Annotated in this window: 25 protein-coding genes and 1 pseudogene; 15 read left to right on the top strand and 11 right to left on the bottom strand. The window is 38.9% G+C overall.

Annotated elements, in window-relative coordinates:
• Nucleotides 1–478 precede the first annotated feature (478 nt).
• The 10 genes and pseudogenes from CLV62_RS20835 to CLV62_RS22420 form a co-directional block, all read right to left on the bottom strand.
• A complete protein-coding gene (locus CLV62_RS20835; RefSeq protein ID WP_110312703.1) occupies nt 479–655 on the bottom strand; it encodes a histone H1 in 177 nt (58 codons plus the stop codon).
• 37 nt (nt 656–692) lie between these two features.
• Entirely contained in the window at nt 693–1298 is a 606-nt protein-coding gene (locus CLV62_RS20840) for a cell division protein FtsL (RefSeq protein WP_170120121.1), read from the bottom strand.
• Between the two features lie 11 nt (nt 1299–1309).
• Entirely contained in the window at nt 1310–1501 is a 192-nt protein-coding gene (locus tag CLV62_RS20845; protein ID WP_110312704.1) for a hypothetical protein, read from the bottom strand.
• A 26-nt stretch (nt 1502–1527) separates the two neighbouring features.
• Nucleotides 1528–1821: a hypothetical protein gene (locus CLV62_RS20850; protein ID WP_110312705.1), complete on the bottom strand. Its 294-nt coding sequence runs from the start codon at nt 1819–1821 to the stop codon at nt 1528–1530.
• Nucleotides 1818–1979: a hypothetical protein gene (locus CLV62_RS21845; protein WP_170120122.1), complete on the bottom strand. Its 162-nt coding sequence runs from the start codon at nt 1977–1979 to the stop codon at nt 1818–1820. The genes CLV62_RS20850 and CLV62_RS21845 overlap by 4 nt, the downstream gene beginning before the upstream one ends.
• The gene (locus tag CLV62_RS20855) at nt 1963–2469 is read right to left on the bottom strand and encodes a hypothetical protein (RefSeq protein WP_110312706.1); all 507 of its coding nucleotides are present in this window, start codon (nt 2467–2469) and stop codon (nt 1963–1965) included. Before CLV62_RS20855 ends, CLV62_RS21845 begins: the two co-directional genes overlap by 17 nt.
• A gap of 28 nt (nt 2470–2497) precedes the next feature.
• Nucleotides 2498–2767 (bottom strand): hypothetical protein, encoded by a 270-nt coding sequence (locus CLV62_RS20860; protein WP_110312707.1) that lies wholly within the window; start codon nt 2765–2767, stop codon nt 2498–2500.
• A 4-nt stretch (nt 2768–2771) separates the two neighbouring features.
• Nucleotides 2772–3548, bottom strand: a complete 777-nt coding sequence (locus tag CLV62_RS20865; protein ID WP_110312708.1) for a 3'-5' exonuclease — start codon at nt 3546–3548, stop codon at nt 2772–2774.
• A 93-nt stretch (nt 3549–3641) separates the two neighbouring features.
• A complete protein-coding gene (locus tag CLV62_RS20870; RefSeq protein ID WP_110312709.1) occupies nt 3642–5819 on the bottom strand; it encodes a helix-hairpin-helix domain-containing protein in 2178 nt (725 codons plus the stop codon).
• 242 nt (nt 5820–6061) lie between these two features.
• Nucleotides 6062–6391: pseudogene (locus CLV62_RS22420) on the bottom strand (PHP domain-containing protein); the annotation flags it as partial.
• A gap of 10 nt (nt 6392–6401) precedes the next feature.
• Between CLV62_RS22420 and CLV62_RS20880 the strand changes: the two are divergent.
• From CLV62_RS20880 to CLV62_RS20925, 10 genes are all read left to right on the top strand, one after another.
• Nucleotides 6402–8000, top strand: coding sequence for a helicase-related protein (locus CLV62_RS20880; RefSeq protein WP_110312711.1), 1599 nt, complete (start codon nt 6402–6404; stop codon nt 7998–8000).
• A gap of 27 nt (nt 8001–8027) precedes the next feature.
• Nucleotides 8028–9803, top strand: coding sequence for a hypothetical protein (locus CLV62_RS20885; RefSeq protein WP_110312712.1), 1776 nt, complete (start codon nt 8028–8030; stop codon nt 9801–9803).
• A gap of 122 nt (nt 9804–9925) precedes the next feature.
• Nucleotides 9926–10276: a hypothetical protein gene (locus CLV62_RS20890; RefSeq protein WP_110312713.1), complete on the top strand. Its 351-nt coding sequence runs from the start codon at nt 9926–9928 to the stop codon at nt 10274–10276.
• Between the two features lie 87 nt (nt 10277–10363).
• Nucleotides 10364–10657, top strand: coding sequence for a hypothetical protein (locus CLV62_RS20895; RefSeq protein WP_110312714.1), 294 nt, complete (start codon nt 10364–10366; stop codon nt 10655–10657).
• A gap of 44 nt (nt 10658–10701) precedes the next feature.
• Nucleotides 10702–11277, top strand: coding sequence for a hypothetical protein (locus tag CLV62_RS20900; protein ID WP_110312715.1), 576 nt, complete (start codon nt 10702–10704; stop codon nt 11275–11277).
• Nucleotides 11278–11281: 4 nt separating this feature from the next.
• Entirely contained in the window at nt 11282–11863 is a 582-nt protein-coding gene (locus CLV62_RS20905; RefSeq protein WP_110312716.1) for a hypothetical protein, read from the top strand.
• A 2-nt stretch (nt 11864–11865) separates the two neighbouring features.
• Entirely contained in the window at nt 11866–12381 is a 516-nt protein-coding gene (locus CLV62_RS20910) for a hypothetical protein (RefSeq protein ID WP_110312717.1), read from the top strand.
• Nucleotides 12382–12385: 4 nt separating this feature from the next.
• On the top strand, nt 12386–12616 hold the full coding sequence (locus CLV62_RS20915) for a hypothetical protein (protein WP_110312718.1): 231 nt from the start codon (nt 12386–12388) through the stop codon (nt 12614–12616).
• On the top strand, nt 12591–13586 hold the full coding sequence (locus CLV62_RS20920; RefSeq protein WP_110312719.1) for a phosphoadenosine phosphosulfate reductase domain-containing protein: 996 nt from the start codon (nt 12591–12593) through the stop codon (nt 13584–13586). The genes CLV62_RS20915 and CLV62_RS20920 overlap by 26 nt, the downstream gene beginning before the upstream one ends.
• Nucleotides 13587–13604: 18 nt before the next feature.
• Complete coding sequence (locus tag CLV62_RS20925) at nt 13605–13898, top strand: hypothetical protein (RefSeq protein ID WP_110312720.1); 294 nt, start codon at nt 13605–13607, stop codon at nt 13896–13898.
• Here CLV62_RS20925 and CLV62_RS20930 read toward each other — a convergent pair.
• Entirely contained in the window at nt 13895–14098 is a 204-nt protein-coding gene (locus CLV62_RS20930) for a hypothetical protein (RefSeq protein ID WP_110312721.1), read from the bottom strand. The genes CLV62_RS20925 and CLV62_RS20930 overlap by 4 nt on opposite strands.
• A gap of 191 nt (nt 14099–14289) precedes the next feature.
• Here CLV62_RS20930 and CLV62_RS20935 point away from each other — a divergent pair, with 191 nt between their 5' ends.
• From CLV62_RS20935 to CLV62_RS20955, 5 genes are all read left to right on the top strand, one after another.
• Complete coding sequence (locus CLV62_RS20935; protein ID WP_110312722.1) at nt 14290–14640, top strand: hypothetical protein; 351 nt, start codon at nt 14290–14292, stop codon at nt 14638–14640.
• A 17-nt stretch (nt 14641–14657) separates the two neighbouring features.
• Complete coding sequence (locus CLV62_RS20940; protein WP_245904158.1) at nt 14658–15308, top strand: hypothetical protein; 651 nt, start codon at nt 14658–14660, stop codon at nt 15306–15308.
• Nucleotides 15309–15477: 169 nt separating this feature from the next.
• Entirely contained in the window at nt 15478–15981 is a 504-nt protein-coding gene (locus CLV62_RS20945) for a hypothetical protein (protein WP_110312723.1), read from the top strand.
• Nucleotides 15978–16373, top strand: a complete 396-nt coding sequence (locus CLV62_RS20950) for a ribonuclease H family protein (RefSeq protein ID WP_110312724.1) — start codon at nt 15978–15980, stop codon at nt 16371–16373. Before CLV62_RS20945 ends, CLV62_RS20950 begins: the two co-directional genes overlap by 4 nt.
• 76 nt (nt 16374–16449) lie before the next feature.
• The gene (locus CLV62_RS20955; RefSeq protein ID WP_110312725.1) at nt 16450–16653 is read left to right on the top strand and encodes a hypothetical protein; all 204 of its coding nucleotides are present in this window, start codon (nt 16450–16452) and stop codon (nt 16651–16653) included.
• The last annotated feature ends 118 nt before the right edge of the window (nt 16654–16771 follow it).

A 16771-nucleotide genomic window follows, 5' to 3' on the forward strand; every position in this document is an offset into this window, starting at 1 on the left:
AATCTTTTAATTGACTCCGATTGTTATTTTGTGTTTATTTGAAAATTAAAGGTTTGTTACGTGTGCTTTATTAGGTTTGTTTTAATAATAGATTAATAGCCTTGTATATATGTTTTTTATACTATTGTGATTTAATAATATGTGTCTTTTGAATTAATGCAAATCTAAATTATTTATTTATATGTTGTTTGTTTTAAATTAATTTATTTTAGTTAATATTAATTAACGTAATATTATTGGCATCTGGAAAGAAATATCGACGGGATAGCATGATATTCATGTGCTGGAACAGAGCTTCTAAAAATGTCAAGGGTCTATGAATGGATCAGCTTAAATTTAAAAAAATTGCAATAGGATTGGCGATCCTTTAGCTCTATTATAAAAAAAGGAACCATCTTCTGATGACTCCTTTTCTATAACATACAAAACTCTTCTTTATTTTTTCAATGCTTTCACCTTATCAAAAGCTTGTGATAATCTACTTCTTGCTATGATCTACAGACGCTTTTCTGAATTCCTTCAACGCTTTCTCGATTGCCAATGATGCTTTTCTTGCACGTGTTCCGGCTGCCTTGTTTCCATTTTCTACTTGTTGCGTTGCGTCTTTAGTAAATTCAGCAAATAAACCTGCTAAGTTGTCTGTCAATTGTTTCATATTATTTATTATTTAAAAAATTCGCACAAAGATATAGTTATTTTTCAATCGTAATATACTCCGAATACCCAATCTCCACATACGGATTATCACTGCTTATAGTCTGATGTATTGCCTTCACTCCCCACCTCCACCATAAGAATCGATGCTTATGCTCTACCCAAACCGCCTGATGCAAAGTTACCGGAAGATGAATATTCCCTGTTAGCTGATTGTTCTCTATAACTCCTGAAACCTGTAAATAAGGCGTATCCATTTTGATCGTCTTTACCACTACCGTTACCGTATCACGGATAACTACGGAATCCTTAAGTTCGGCTTGGATGGGAGCATTTACGTCAAGGCTATGTTTAGCTAAAGCCTGTAAGCTTTTTACCTGTACACCCAATTTTTGCAAATGCTCCAGATCCTCTGCCCTGTTATCTTCAAGTTCATCTACTGTAAGCCTTAACACTCTAGTATCTACAGCCATAGTCGTAGAATCAATCTGTAATCGTTTTATATCCGAAAGCAAGGAGTTGGTATTTGATTTATACCTGTTCTTTTCATCCGATAACTGCCTGTTCCTTTCATACTGAAACAGCACGGTTAACGACAGGCAGATCACTATCCCCCCCAGTGCCAATACTATTTTATTCATCATTCTTTACCGATTCAATAGGTATAAACCAGATTAGTTCTTCTAAAAAAAGGTACGTCCAAGCGAACCATATAGCCTTTGTTCTTTCGCTCACTACAGGTCAGGTTTTCTATCACCATACCTGTTCTTCCTTCCAATTCGGAAAGCTTTAAATCCGTCAGTTTATCAGACGGAACAATTCTTATTCGACCACATTCATTTGTCATCCTTTATCTCATTTTTATAGTTATTATCACCTCTTAGTCTTTAGCAGTTCCTTTATGTCATTACGCATTTCCCGCAGGTCGGTTTGTATGGAAGTAAACTGAGTCATAGTCACTTCAAAAACAGCTTTGTCCAGTTTTATAGCATCGATACGTTCATACTGGTCTTGTATCTTAACTTCAAGCTTGGTACATTTCTCCTCCAGAGCGAGAATATGAGCCGTATTGTTTATATGCTGCACATACATGGTCACAATAAAAGAGAGGATAACGATTAATGATCTGAAGTTATTGGTTACGAATTCTTTGAAATTTTTTGTCATACTATATTGAATAAAATTGAAAATGCTTCCATTACGGCGTGAATTAGTTTTACCGATACTTCACTGTCTTTTAACCCATAGATAACCAGTCCGATTACAATCAGCATATAGATTGCCCTTTCTATGGTACTTCGTTTGATCTTAATCCTTCTCTTCATCTTTGGCTTTTATTTCGGGAACGATCACATTAAAAATCACATTTCCGTCACTGCCTTCAATCCGTAGTTTCGATTCCTGTACGTGTTTTATCGGAAATAAATCCATCAACGCCTTAGCAGCATTTACCGAAACCGCCCTGAGTGGAGCAGGAGAAAGACAGACACCGAACTTATCCGAAAACTGAGCCGTAGAAGTCTCTTCCATTACTGCCTTTAGCGTCTCGGCAACCTGTAGCTTAATAGCTATGTTCTCCGTTTCATTCTGCAAAGTAGTGTACAGTTCCTTTATTCGGGCGAGTATATGAACCTCTTTCATTAGTTGATGGCTCTTTACCGACATATTCTTTGAGTCTTCCCCGAATACTTCCATGTAGCATTTGGTGTGCTGTCCTGCAAACTCGTGATTCCCATAGACGAACAGGAAACAGAATTGCTCTTCTTGTTCGGTCAGTTTTATTTTGGTTTTATCCGGTGTCTGTTCTTTTTCCATTGTGGTTTGATCTTTATTAAAGAATAGCTTATTGCTGTGTTTCCGGTTTTATAAAATCAGCATTTCGTGCAATAAGTTGTTCCATAAGTGCCTGATAAAATACATCGGCTAATGCATCGGCACAACTCTCGGCATCGGCAAGCGAATTGATCAGCCTCATATTAAAGGCAATAGTAAGATCGTAGCCTGTAATGGCACACATCATCTCATTGCCGTCATAACCCAGTACCCCGTATGTCATCAGTTCACTTGTTTTAAACGAAACCGTTTCCTCCTGTTCAATGTTATTTTCTTCCATCGTCTTAGATTTTAAAATAGTTTCTTGTTTTCTCTGCCTTCTGAATACTGACTCCCATGCCACCCGCATTAGTCCTTAACCGGTTGGAGCATACCCTTGCAATATTCAGGGTTGCCGTAACGTCCGCATCCGCATCATGTGCATCATCGAGTTCAATCCCCAAGCGTTCCGCTATCAGTTCCAGTTTGTACGAAGTAACGGAAGCATCATCCGCATAACACAGCCGTGCAAGATCGATGGTATCTATGTAGTGAGGCTGAAAGTTCCCATAGAAATCCTTCGTACCTGCAAATACTTTTTCAAATTCCTTTGTCAATCCTGCATAATTCATCAACTGTTGTAAGAAACTTACGTCAAAGGTTATGTTCTGTCCGATTAAAATGGGCTTGCATTGTGCCCCTTTACTCAATGTGTTTCGCTTGACAAACTCTATCGTTTCGGTTGCCACTTCTTTCAGATCGACACCCATGTTCAAAAGCATCTCCATTGTGATACCCGAATAGACTAAAGCAGCTTGCTCATATTCCATCTGCTCAGCTTCCTTTTCCTCTTCCAGTTCCCGCTTGTTTTTAAGTACTTTTCGTTTAGCGGGACCTCCGATCTGCTGCTTATTATACGGAGTAATGTATTTCACATACCGGTCTGTCACATCCCATGTGTCCAGCCTTACGGCTTGCATCGCCAATTGGGTACAGGCGTGTTTGGTGGAGTCCAGACCTCCGGTTTCAAAATCAAGCCCTATCCCTGTATATATTTTTATTTCTGTCTGTGGTGCTGCCATAATTAAGTAAGTGAAAGTATTTAATGATATATTTTCGAATTGTAACAAACTATTGCTGTTGTGCTTAACAAAGCAATAAAAAAGGTCTGAGACCTATAATTTGTCTAAAATGGATGTATTGTAAGTATTCAAACTATTCGCCCCGTTGTAATCGCTGTATTTGATAACAGCCGATACAATTATGATTTTGTCTTTGAGCGAACCGATCAATTTACGATTAGCGGAATAAAACTCGCTCCAACAAATCAGTTCCATCAGGTCATTATTCTGCTGTAGCTTGATTTTACAAAAGGTTTTCTTTTCCCCGGTTTGTTTGTCTTTATAACTTACCTCGTCCAGTTCGATAACCGTAGCGCAAACCGCAATCCGCTTTCCTTCATTATCCAAATCCATAGCGTCCCTGATTGTCATATAGCTTGCTTTGCCTTTGATTTCTTTCCGTGCTTTGGAACTATCATAAATCCTTCGATAATCGATAGAGCCTATTCCCGAAAGGTTTATCTGCTGCATCGACCAGAAGTAATGGTGTGAAACCTGATCTGATGGGAATTCTTCATCTGACAGTTTAAAGCCTAATTCAAAAGCTGCTTTCTCCAGAATAGTGTACCTGTCGGTAACTGCTTTTACCTGTTCTGTCTTGTCAAAGCATCCGGACAGGATAAGGTGCTTTATGTGCCTTGCGTTTACAGGCACACGTCCCGCTTCCTCCTCATTGTCGGGGTCGTCCCAGTACTGATACTTCTTAAGCTTGTATTTGAATATCCGGTGGATAAAGTTCTCGATAGAAGTAAATGCTCCGTTCTTGACTCTCTCTTCAATTATGTAATCGACTGTTTTAATGCCGACCATCTTGATACGGGTCAGTGACCATAAGATTTCGTTTGAGTCATAATCCGTAAAGAATTGAACTTCGGAAACATTGATATCCGGTGGTACGATCCTGGCATTACTGCACTGCTCCATTTCCGACATCAGCATAGGTATCTCTTTATCGTCTGCCCATTGCAGGGCAACCGTATAGAATGCAGAAGGGTAATTTGCCTTGAGCCATGCTCCGCAATAGGATGTAAGAGAATAAGCGGCAGCGTGGCTGCGGTTGAAGGAATATTTTCCCGCCACTTCTATCTTATGCCATATCTCCTGAGCTTCATATTCGGGGCAACCGTTTTTCATGGCACCGCTAATAAAATCGTCTTTGAGGGTAGCCATCAGTTCTGCATTTTTCTTTCCGATTGCTTTCCGCAAATAGTCGGTCTTACCCAAGTCAAATCCTCCTAATGTATGAGCTATCGACATAAACTGTTCCTGATAGGTCATAATACCAAAGGTGTTTTTGGTAGCTTCAAACGTTCCGAAGTTATAGACGGGAGCCACCTCTCCATGCTTGTAGCGTATGTAATCATCCGTTGCACCGATTTCCAATGTTGCTGGACGGAACAAAGCATTTATAGCTATCAGGTCTTCTATACAATCGGGTCTGACATCCATAATAAAACGGGTAATTCCACGGCTGGCAAACTGAAAAACATTCTGGGTATACCCCTGAGATAACAGGCTGTAAGTTTTGGAATCGTTTATTTCATCTTGCGTGATACTCTCTATACTGTAATCCTTGTTGTAAGTTTCGTTTACAATCCGGATAACAGAACCGAGTTTGGCAAGTTCTTTTGTCGCCAGTACGTCTTCTTTGAGCAAACCGATATCATCCACCGCATAGCCGTCAAACTCCGATACGAGTAGGTTATCCATCTTTCGAATAGGAAGGAAGTCGAAACATTCGGCTGTCTCACCGTCTTTGGTGTCAGGGGTTACAATAATAGCCGATGCATGGATAGAAGCCGAGCGTGGTTGCCCCATCAGTGTACGGATGTCCTCTATCACTTCAGGGTAACTCTGTATAAATCCCCTAACCTTCTTGTTGACTGCTGCCAGTTGAAAGAGTTCCGTCCATCCCATTTTGTCATCGTCAAAAATGGCAGTAATGTAGTTTACGATATTGACAGGCACACGATGCACACGAGCCACATCTTTGAGTACAGCCTTTAGTTTCATACTCGAAAACGTACCTGCCGAGAACACCCGCTGTTTTCCGTTTATATTGTATCGCTGTTCCAGATATTCCTTAATCTCCTGCCTTCTGTCCGAGGCAAAGTCGATATCCACGTCGGGCAATGCCGAGTGACCGCCCAGCTTCAGCCCCTTATCTACAAAGGAGTCTGTCACTTTACGGTCACCATCAGCCACTTTTATTTTCACTTTCGATACCCTCATTTAAGCAGTTCGTTAAGTGTCCACAATAAGTCCCTGTTATCGAACTGTATTTCATCCCCCGGTTGAAGATTGTAGGCAAATACGGTCATTTCTTTATCGTCCCTGATAATGCGAAGCTCTGCCTTGCCGTAGAAAACAACCTGCCTGTCTTCCAGATTTACCTCGATTACCTTTTCTCCCTTACCTACATGCATATCCTGACCGATAACCGTTATGTCATCCACCCAGTTCAGGCCGCAACGTTCGGGAACAAGGAAGCGTGAAAAGATCAGGTCATACCTTATCGGGTCGATTGAAATAATACCCAATAAATAGGATACGAGCGAACCACCTGCAGAACCCCGTCCGATACCGACAGCAATCTTACGTTTTCGGGCTTCCTTTACCATATCCCACTGTATCAGGAAATAGTCTACATTATTGGTCGATTCGATTATGTAAACCTCCTGCTCCAGACGCTCCCTGTATTTTTTGTGATGCCTTACCTCTACTTTGGCTTTTAAACCCTCTTCAAGCAATTCCAGAAACATACGGTGCCTGTTGCAATACTTCTTAATTTCTTCATCGAGCATGATGTACTGAGTGAAACAGAAAGAGTGCCGGTTCTCCGACCTACAGAAATACGATGCAGGGCTGTTGTTCCAGAAACGCTATTCTTTACTCAACTGGCAACAAGGCTCCGGCAAGACAGCCGTTCTTTACCACTTCGGCAAATACCAGCTACACCGCGGACGTGTCAAAAATGTAGTTATCGTAGCTCCTTCCAATGCATTGCATATGACTTGGGAAAATTTTCTCCAGTATAATAACGAAGACTATATCCTTGCTACCCGCCCCGAAGATATGCAAAACATCCCCGAGGGCAAATTTGTCATTGTCTCTGTATCCATGCTCGGTAGAGTAGACGATGCAATAAAGCAGTTTATGAAAGAACGTTCGCAGAAAGTCTGTTTGTTGTTCGATGAGTCCGACGAACTTACTTCAGACCAGAGCTTACGCACCAAACGAACCCTACGGTTATTCAGAAGAGCCAAGTACAAAATGCTGGGTACAGGTACTACTACGCGTAACTATATTAGCGAACTATATTCCCAGTTCCGTTTATTGTATAACAGTTCGGTATTGTTTATGTGTCACTGTCCCGAATATTACTATCAGGATGACGACCGGACCATATGCAGCAAAACAAACAGCTATTATCTTAAACCGTTTCCTGCCCGCGGCGGGGCTTACCTATTCAAAGCCTGCTTTAACCCGGGCAAAGCCACCGTCTTTGGCATTGAGAAACAGAACCAGGATGTCTACAATAAGCAGGCTTTGTGGGATATTATAGAACGAACGATCATTACACGCAAGTTTAAAGAATTTGCAGGGCATAAATATACTGTTCACACACATTCTATAGATCCGGCAATCGGTGAATTGGGAGTATATGAAAAAGTAATTACCGATTTCTTATCTATCTGTAATCTATACTTCAATTGTGGTGACGACCAACGAAAAGAATCTGCATTGAAAATAGTCCGGCAGATACAATTGCTTATCAAAGCCTGTTCTGTTCCCAGCCTGATGCCCGGCTATTGTGGCGACAGCCTGCCTCAAAAGGTATTGTATATACAAAACATGATAAGCAATACCAAAGAACGTGTTGCCGTAGGCACTACCTCGATCGAAGCCCTCGAATATTACGAAGCTCATTTCAAGGAAACCTTTGCACACAGGCAATTGTTCGTCATCAAGGGCGATGTATCGTTCAGAAGAAGGCAAAAACTTATCCGCCAGTTTGAAGCCACTGATGATGGTATCCTATTGTGTACACAGCAAAGCCTGAAGAGTTCTATTAACATTCCCGAATGTAATGAGGTCATTCTCGAATCGCTTCAATGGAACATCCCCCGGATGGAACAATTCTACTTCCGTTTTATCCGTTTCGATTCCGAAGGGCACACCAATGTACACTTTGTCAATTATGCATCCTCTATCGAGCAGAACATTATGGCGTTGATTTTGACAAAAGAACGGCTGAACGACTTTATCCAGACAGGAGAAGTAACCGAAGAATCAGCCGTTTTCGATGAATTCGGCGTATCCACTTCAATTATCGACTCTCTGTTTACCCGTGAGCAGGACGACGAAGGTAAATTCAACATCAGTTGGGGACAACAAAAGATAGTAGCATAATTTATTCATTATCAATAAATAAAAAACATGGAAGAATTAAAAGAAAAGCAAAAAAAATATACGGACGTATACTCAGCCATTAATAACCTTCCCGATGAACTTATTACACATGAGATTTGGATGGCAGGAATCGAAGAAGGAAACCTCAAAATGCTTAATATCCTGACCGATAAGTATAAGACCGAGGAGAATATCAACAAGGTTATCCAAAAAAGCGAAGAAAAAGGTGGATACTATGGTTTTAACCTGCTAAACATACCGGTCGATACCCGTTCTCAAAGAATATGCGATACCGCATTCAAAAAGGACAGCAGCAATTACAGGCATGTCCCCCAAGACAAGCGTACAACCGAAATGCTGTATGGCTTATTGGTAGCGGCAAGTAATTACATCCATTTCCTGCCGTTAGTCCCGGCACATTGTTGGGATCAGAAAGCAGTTTATGACGGTGTTCGTTCACTGTACAGTGCCCACTCTTCAAGTAATCGTAGCCATAATTGGAACGAACTTAGGATGATACAGGTACTCCTTTATTATGTACCCGCCGAAGTTAAAACTGCGGATTTCTTTATCGGACTGTTCCAATCATCCATGAAGGTAACGGATATCGATTTTCTTATCCCCGCCAGGTTTAAAACCAGAGAATACTATCTGGCAATGGCAAGAAAGAAAATTACCGCCGTACCCATAGAAAAATTAGATCACTACCTGTTGACACAGGCCATGCTTTCCGATAAGAACGATGAGTCCGATTTCTGGGGCAATTGGCAAAACAAGAATACAGAGGTAAAAAATCTTATGTTTGAGCTTATGGATGACAGGATGGTCGATATTATTCTTCAGCGCTGGCCAGAAAAACTTCGCGATCTACCGCAGAAATACCATACCAAAAAGAGACTGCTTGTAGCACTGGCTGCTTGCAAGAATGGAGAGAGGGCTAGTAATGTGTATTCGTTCTTTGATGTTTCCAAATTCGATACGGATATATGTAAAGTCATTATTAAGCATCAGGAATACAACTGCCCAAAATTTGCCCCTGAAATATGGACACCCGACTTTATCGGCTATTGCATGGAAAATGCAACGCAATATCGTTGGTTCAGTAGCATGCCCAAAGAACTCCAGACTCAGGAGATCGTAGATATAGTCATTGAAGACAGTATATACAACATTAAAGATGTCCGTGATGATCTTATAACATATGATATAGCAGTCAAAGCTTATCTGGTAATAGATGACTGGAATGGAAAGCGTAAACTGGATGAATATGTCCCGTCTCATTACCTCAGTGATTTTGTAATGGAAACAGGACTGCCCAAAGAATTCTTTGGAGCAGAAACTACTTACTGTGATCTCAAAGACAACCATAGGAAATACACCTATTTGGCGATCGGTGACTGTTATGTAGGATTTTATGCCGACAAGGATGGCTATAATACCTACAACCGACTGATAATGACCCGAAGAACACCAATGCAGATAAAGCCATCCATTGTATTTAACCGCACTATCGGAACTTTCCATAAAACATGGCTCGAAAAAATGGTGTCCGATAATGACCCACAGTTCTCTAAGCCGGAAATACAGAAAGGAATGAAAGGTAAACAACTCAACCTATATATGGGAGTACGACTGCTCGAAACATTTAACGATGTGAAAATATATGCCCATTCATTCCTGTCAGAAACAGTTTGTTATACTGCCGGGTATATCGAATGCAACACATTGCAGGAGGCTAAGGAAGCTATAACAGAAGCTACAAATACAGAAGACCAAGCAAAAGAAGTAGATGTAGCTTGTTAAAATACTTGCTAATATTTTTTATAACGAGGGGTTTAAAACACTAATGTGTTTAAACCCTTTTTATTTTACTAGGCTATTCTTCAATACAAATCAGTATCAATTAAAATCAATTAGATATAGACATGAAAAATAATATCAGGGAAAAACCGGAACAAGAAAATCAAGAAACAGGTAAAATCGGTCAAACTAACTTAAAGCAATCACTTGAAGAGTTTGCTAAACTCTTATTCAAACTAAGAGTCGGTGAAAAATACGATTTCATTTTTGACGAGGACAGAAGCGTTACCTGGGGAGTTACCCGTATCGACCTTTTTGATGCAAAACTAATTATATTCTCCTATTATGGAGGCGGGGATTCATTCTTACATGATATCACACACGATACCGACCATAAAGAACTTTTAGATGTAATAAAGCGAAAGCTGGCTGACTATACAAAAGCATTCATTTTCCTGAGTGATATTGGCAGATAAATCAATTCTTAAAGATTAGAATTATAATATCATCCGGGCAAGCGAGAAAACTCAAAAAAGAATATAAAATATAACAGAAATAAAAAGATGGATAAAGGAGTAGTTATCGCATGGGAAGCAGAGACCGAACCTCACGGATATATTTTTCTGGCTGGCGAAACACAGATTCAACACTTTAAATCCAACAAAGAAGCACTCGATTATTTTCCCAATATCAAGTTTGATACCACGGGATATCTGTTATTGAATCACACACATTGTATGGGCTGTAGAGAAGAGTTTTTTATAGGTGATAAAGAAACATTCGATGACGATGGAAACATCAGTTATAAATGTAGAAAATGTAATACGATTTTCCCTTTGTTCCACTTACATTTTTGAGTCCCCAACCACTCCAATTACAAAAAAAATAAATTTATAATTATATGAATGATCATCAAGACAATTCAAGAAGACGAATAGCAGAAATTAAGATGTTGCGTAAAGAGGTAGATGTTGAATTTGTAACAAAATGGCTTTCGCGTTTATTTGAAAAGTGTGTAGAAACAGAAAAGCTAAAAGCTTTGAGACTTTGTATCGAAGCACTAAACAAAGTCACCTACGAAAAGGTATTTGATCTGGGTGAATTTTATAAAATGCTCAATCATAACAGAATTTTCTTCAGTGAACAAGAACAAATCTGTTTAATTCAAGAGGCAGAATTAATTTTTCGTAAAGTTATTAATATAGAAGAGCTAAAAAGTAGCGAACGTGTTTATGAAGCCGAAACAAAATATATTGCTGAACAAGGATTTGTTTTAAACGAAAGGTATATTATTTCATACCTCAATAATCCCGAAATTCAATCCGAAGAATGGGTTGTTACCGAATTTCGTGTCTATGGAAGTGGAAAAATCCATCCTGTACATGGCTGTAAAATTAAGAAAGATGATACCCCATATGCAAAAGCTCAGTATATCAGTATTAAATCGAAGGTAGAATTTATCATAACAAAAAAGTAACGGAATGAAAATAAAATCAACAGTACTCCTCAGAAAAGAGACTGTAAATCATTACGAAAAAACAGGCAAACCACCATCAAAAAAATGGGTATCAGAACATAGTGGAGAAATACATAAACGTCAATTCAATACTGTGGGAGAACTTAATGCTTATAATATGGGACTATCTGATATGAGTGGGTATGATGATTTCAACGTTTTACCAACATGTATAAAAAAAGATGACTGCTCTAATTGTTCCATATGGCGTTCTGTAACAGGAAAAGGAAATCATTTTCACTATTGTCCTGTTTGTGGCAAACAGTTAAAAGAAAAGCCACAGATTGAATTTAGTTCTGTTACATTCCAAAACAGAATTTATCCTACTCGTACTATAGATGTACCCGGTTATATGGATGGGGCTGTAATAAGTGTAGAAGAACTAAACGAATTCATTCACGAAAACGAAGGCAAGTTAACAGGCAATGACGCAGCAAACCTTGAAGCTATCGATAATAGTATATTCTTTTATGTAAACAAAAAATCACTGTCACTACCAGACAACAAACTAGCCCGGTTAGTAATTAAAAATTTAGGAGGAAAATAATTATGGAAAATGCAATAAATCTAAATGAACAACTGACATTAGTCACAAAAAACGTAATTGATTCTATATGCGGTATAAAGAACATACCCGAAGGACTATTGCCCCATACCGTTTTTGTTGAAGAAGTAAACAGTAAAGGTGCCCCATTCTATAGGAAATACCAGATGGTGGATATGGACAGGGTAGATGGCAACTGTATTGTTTATGATAAAGCAGCCGGCTTTCAGGATGAAATATCATTACAAGCCGTCAATATTGATTGGTTAATTACTTTCTGGAAGAGATATTTAGAACTTTCCGGAGAAGAAGAACCGATGCCAAAAACTCTTTGCGTATTCCTCTTTCCTAAAGAGCGTTTTGACCGTAACGCTACCGATGAAGAAATAATCGCAGATTATCAAGCAGACCAAGAACAAGACCTATGTGTGGAAAAATATACTCCGGATGAATTTGCAGCAATAATTAACGATAACGGTATTAATTATCAGGAATACTTCACACGATTCATTAACTACTAGAGATATGGCAAAAAAAGATTCAATCAATAAAAGAATCACTGATCTGATGAACGAGGCATTTTTAATGCCTCTTTTCTTTGTAGCCGGCGTTGATGCATTACAAGAAAAAATCAGCACTATGGATGATGCAGATGTAGCCTTAATATTCGGCAATTTAATTCCTGCTAAGGCGATTAGAAAGAAAGTCGAAGAAATTCAGCAATTACTCAATGACAGCAACGCAAACATATCCTGACTTTGATCTGCATTCTTATGACAAATATATCGTCTCATTCTCGGGAGGCAAAGACTCAACCGCAACTTTCTTATACCTGCTCGATAATGGCATCCCCAAAGAAAAGATAGAATTATGGCACCAGGATATTGACGGAAGAGACAGGACCTTCTTCGACTGGGAAATAACACCCGATTATTGCAGGCGTTTCGCCGAAGCTTTTGGAGTAAAGATTTACTTTCAATGGAAAGAAGGAGGATTTAAACGAGAATTATTAAGGGAAAACAGCCGTACAGCCCCAACCTGTTTTGAAGAATCAGATTTTACAATTTCTAAGATTGGTGGCACTAAGGGAGGACTAGGCACAAGACGTAAGTTCCCGCAACAATCAACCGATTTAAGTGTACGCTGGTGTAGCAGCTACCTGAAAATAGACGTTTGTACAGCAGCAATACGCAATCTTAAACGCTTCAGAGGCATCAGAACCTTAGTACTTTCGGGTGAACGGGGTGAAGAATCAGCAGCAAGGGCTAACTATGCCATATTTGAGCCTGACAGGGCTAATTGGTATGGAAAATTTATACGACACGTTGACCGTCACCGTCCGATACGTGATTGGAAAGAAGCACAGGTATGGGCAATCATCGAAAAATACAGGGTACGCGTACACCCTTGTTATTATATGGGTTGGGGTCGTTGTAGTTGTAAGTTTTGCATCTTCGGCAATAAAAACCAGTTTGCCAGTGCCGCTAGAATTAGTCCGGTTCAAATCGCAGAAGTTATAAGCCTGGAGGATGAATTCAAGTGTACGATAAATCGTTCTTGCAGTCTACGGAAATTAATTGATTCCGGAAAAGTCTATGAAAATATAACAAAAGAATTAGCCGAATTAGCCACAAGCTACAATTATGACCTACCTATTATTATACCCGAAACAGAATTATGGTTATTACCCGCAGGAGCATTCGGGGAGAATTGCGGAGCAATGTGAAATTTAAAATAGAAAAATATGAAAGTATATAAGCAAGAAACAATAAATGGTAAACAGATTACCTGTATATCACACTGGGATTATGATATGCGTTCCTTTCAAGTCGATGACAAAATGGTTTTATTATTAGATGAAACAGATTATATCCATCCTGACTGGGAAAAACTTATTCAAGGAGTAGAAGATCATTTTTTGGAATTCCTGCAACTCTATCCATATACAAGAGAAGTAAATTCCATAGAGGAAATAATACCTTACTTCAAAAAAATGATTGATGCCGAAACTATCGAATTTACTTCACCCGATTACTAATCTATAACTCGACTATTCTCCGGTTTACAATCCCCATGATCAACAAGAGACACATAGCCCGAAGGTAAACTATCCACGATAGCCCCATCCTCACGGCATAACGATACCGATTTCCCGTCGAGGGCAAGTACCTGAAAAGTAATACGAAATTCACTCTTATATATAGCTGAATACCAGCAGCCAATAACCATTTGATTCATAACCTGAATTAATTAAACCTTACGAAGTTACACATATCAGAATGATGTAGCAAACTTGTCATACGCTAAAAAATCACTTTAACATACTAAACTAATCGCCTCAATATCCCTTAGTATTAATTGATATTAGGTTACAAGGCTTTAATATCAGGTATGAAAAAAGAATCAGAACAGTCAACAAACACCATGCAATGAAAACAAAACTTACCCCACAGGAACTCAAAGAGCTTTCACTACTATTAAAACAGGACGAAGAAAACTTACAACAATTAAACGAATATGGAGTACTGGATGTCATCAGAACCAGAGCATATCTTATAGAAGCTGAGTTCAAAAAGTTATCCGTTGAATCTAAGCAGCTTAAACAGGATATTGTAATGCAATTAGCCCGGAAATACAATATATCCGTAAGTTCCATCGAAGTAGTTGTATATTCAAAACACATCAATAAGAAATGTAACTGTAATACCTGTGGGAGTAAAGTAACTAAATACAAATACAGGAAGAATGCAGGAATCTGTGATGATTGTAAATCAACATAAAAAGGAAAGTAAAGATTATGAAGTACAGTATCAACGAAAAAAATTACCAAACAGCAGCATTTCTGGCCTTAGCCCCGAAGCTATTTTTTATAATAATAGTTGCTGTAATGCTTTTAAAGGAATGCTTTGGAGAAAAGCCTGACCCGATGGATGACAGCATTAACGCAAGCAGGGAAATAGTCGAGCATATTATGGTACTTGATTCCACCCGAAACGGGTTCAGGGTCGTATATGCGACAGAGAACAGTGTTACAAAACAAAGGCTTGAAGAAATAAGAAACCGTCCGGTTATCGTGGATGCATTTAAACGGCTAAAAGCGGATGCCCCCGTCCATTTTAGTAACATGGTTGAAACAGACATATATGATTTTGCAGAGTTTGCCATAAAATATGACAGTGACCCTGCAATCAGGATTCATAATATCTTTATTAGTGGCAGCGAAAAAGTAAACATGTATGCCAGACCAAATCCCAATATCCCGGATTGTGCCACATTTATTAACCCGAATACCGATCAGGGAGTACAATATTTATCACATGACGATATTTATTATCGTGACAGAGTAAATAATCGAATCTATAGATACTGGAAGTGCTACGGCAACAGCTCAACCTCCTCAACAGATGAACGTTTCAGCCATTTCTCACAAGACGAAAGACTCTGGTAAAAGTTTTCAAAAGTCTATATATAATGCGGTTTTTAAGGAAAACTTAAAATCAAAATTATTTGGTTCGGACGTATTTATAAGATAAATTTGTCTTAGTATACAAGTGAAAATGAGTGATAATTAGATTATTAATTGAGCGATATAGATTTTACTATGAGATAGATAAAGTATGGCACTGGAAACATCGCAGATCAAATTTGCGAAATCGGAAGAAACGGGAGAACTGATAGGTTTTGTCTCCCGTCATTCAAAAACTAAAAAACTGAAAGGAGTCCGTGAGAACTCAATATACGGAAAGAAAATATGTGTACTCTCAGAAGAACTAAAAGGCACAATCATTCCAAACCAATTATACAACGTAGAACTAAAAGCCATGCATCAGGGCAACGGATATGTCGTTGTATCGGCAATACGGGCATTGTTTAAAGCTACCATCGATACGGTTTTAGTCTCAAACGCCTTATATCAGGTGAGAATATCCTTTGGAAACAAAACGATATACTTTGACCCGAAAGATGGCAAGTCACCCTCAAGCCGAACCATAGACGGGGTAATCAGGGCACTGACCATCCGTAATGATATTGAAGATACAGACAATGTGATACAAGAGTTCAATACACAGGCGAAAGAGTTGATCGACCGAATGAAAACAGACGGTTACTATATCAAATGAACAGACCAACAGAAGGAATCGCAACAGATGGAGCACACTCGATAAAGAACTCTCTAACATCATACAGGGGAGTGGACCTTAGAACAGGAGAACAACTCTTTCGGGAACATATAGGAAACCAGACCATCAACATAGGGGAGTTTCTGGGAGTCGTGGAAGCAGTAAAATATATCATCGAAAATGATTACCATCCGAAGGTCGTTTATACCGACAGTATAACGGCAATGGCTTGGATAAGGAATAAGAAAACGGCATCCAGGAAGAAATACCCGAACTTGAAAAAGGCGGAAATATTCCTGAAAGCTATGAGTACCCAAGTCGATCAGATACAGGTTATCCATTGGAATAACGATGTATGGGGCGAGACCCCGGCTGATTTCGGATTGAAATGAATACTATATTTTATTATTAGATCAGTGCCTTTCTACCTGTGAAGATAGGAGGCACTTACTTTAAACCTGTGATGTTATGGCAAAGAAAAAAAGTGAATTAAACCAATATGTCAGTTTATCCGAAAAGGACTACCTGACATTAGTCGAAGACCACATAACCCTCAAGGCACTAAAGATAGCGGGAGTGGAAAATCTACCCATGTTTAAAAGCGTGGAAAGCATTATAAAGGACGCAAGAATAGAGATACATTTAAAACCGATAAAACAAAAATACAGATAATAAATAAGTTAGATTTCACACTCGTTTTGAGGTGTTATTTTTACACAATAAAGATTTAATTATTCATACCTTTGAATAAATTCTATACAAAACAATAAAAAGAAGCATGAATAAAAGA

The organism is Indolivaga alginatilytica (assembly GCF_003201355.1).
In the GTDB taxonomy this organism is placed as follows: domain Bacteria; phylum Bacteroidota; class Bacteroidia; order Bacteroidales; family Dysgonomonadaceae; genus Dysgonomonas_A; species Dysgonomonas_A alginatilytica.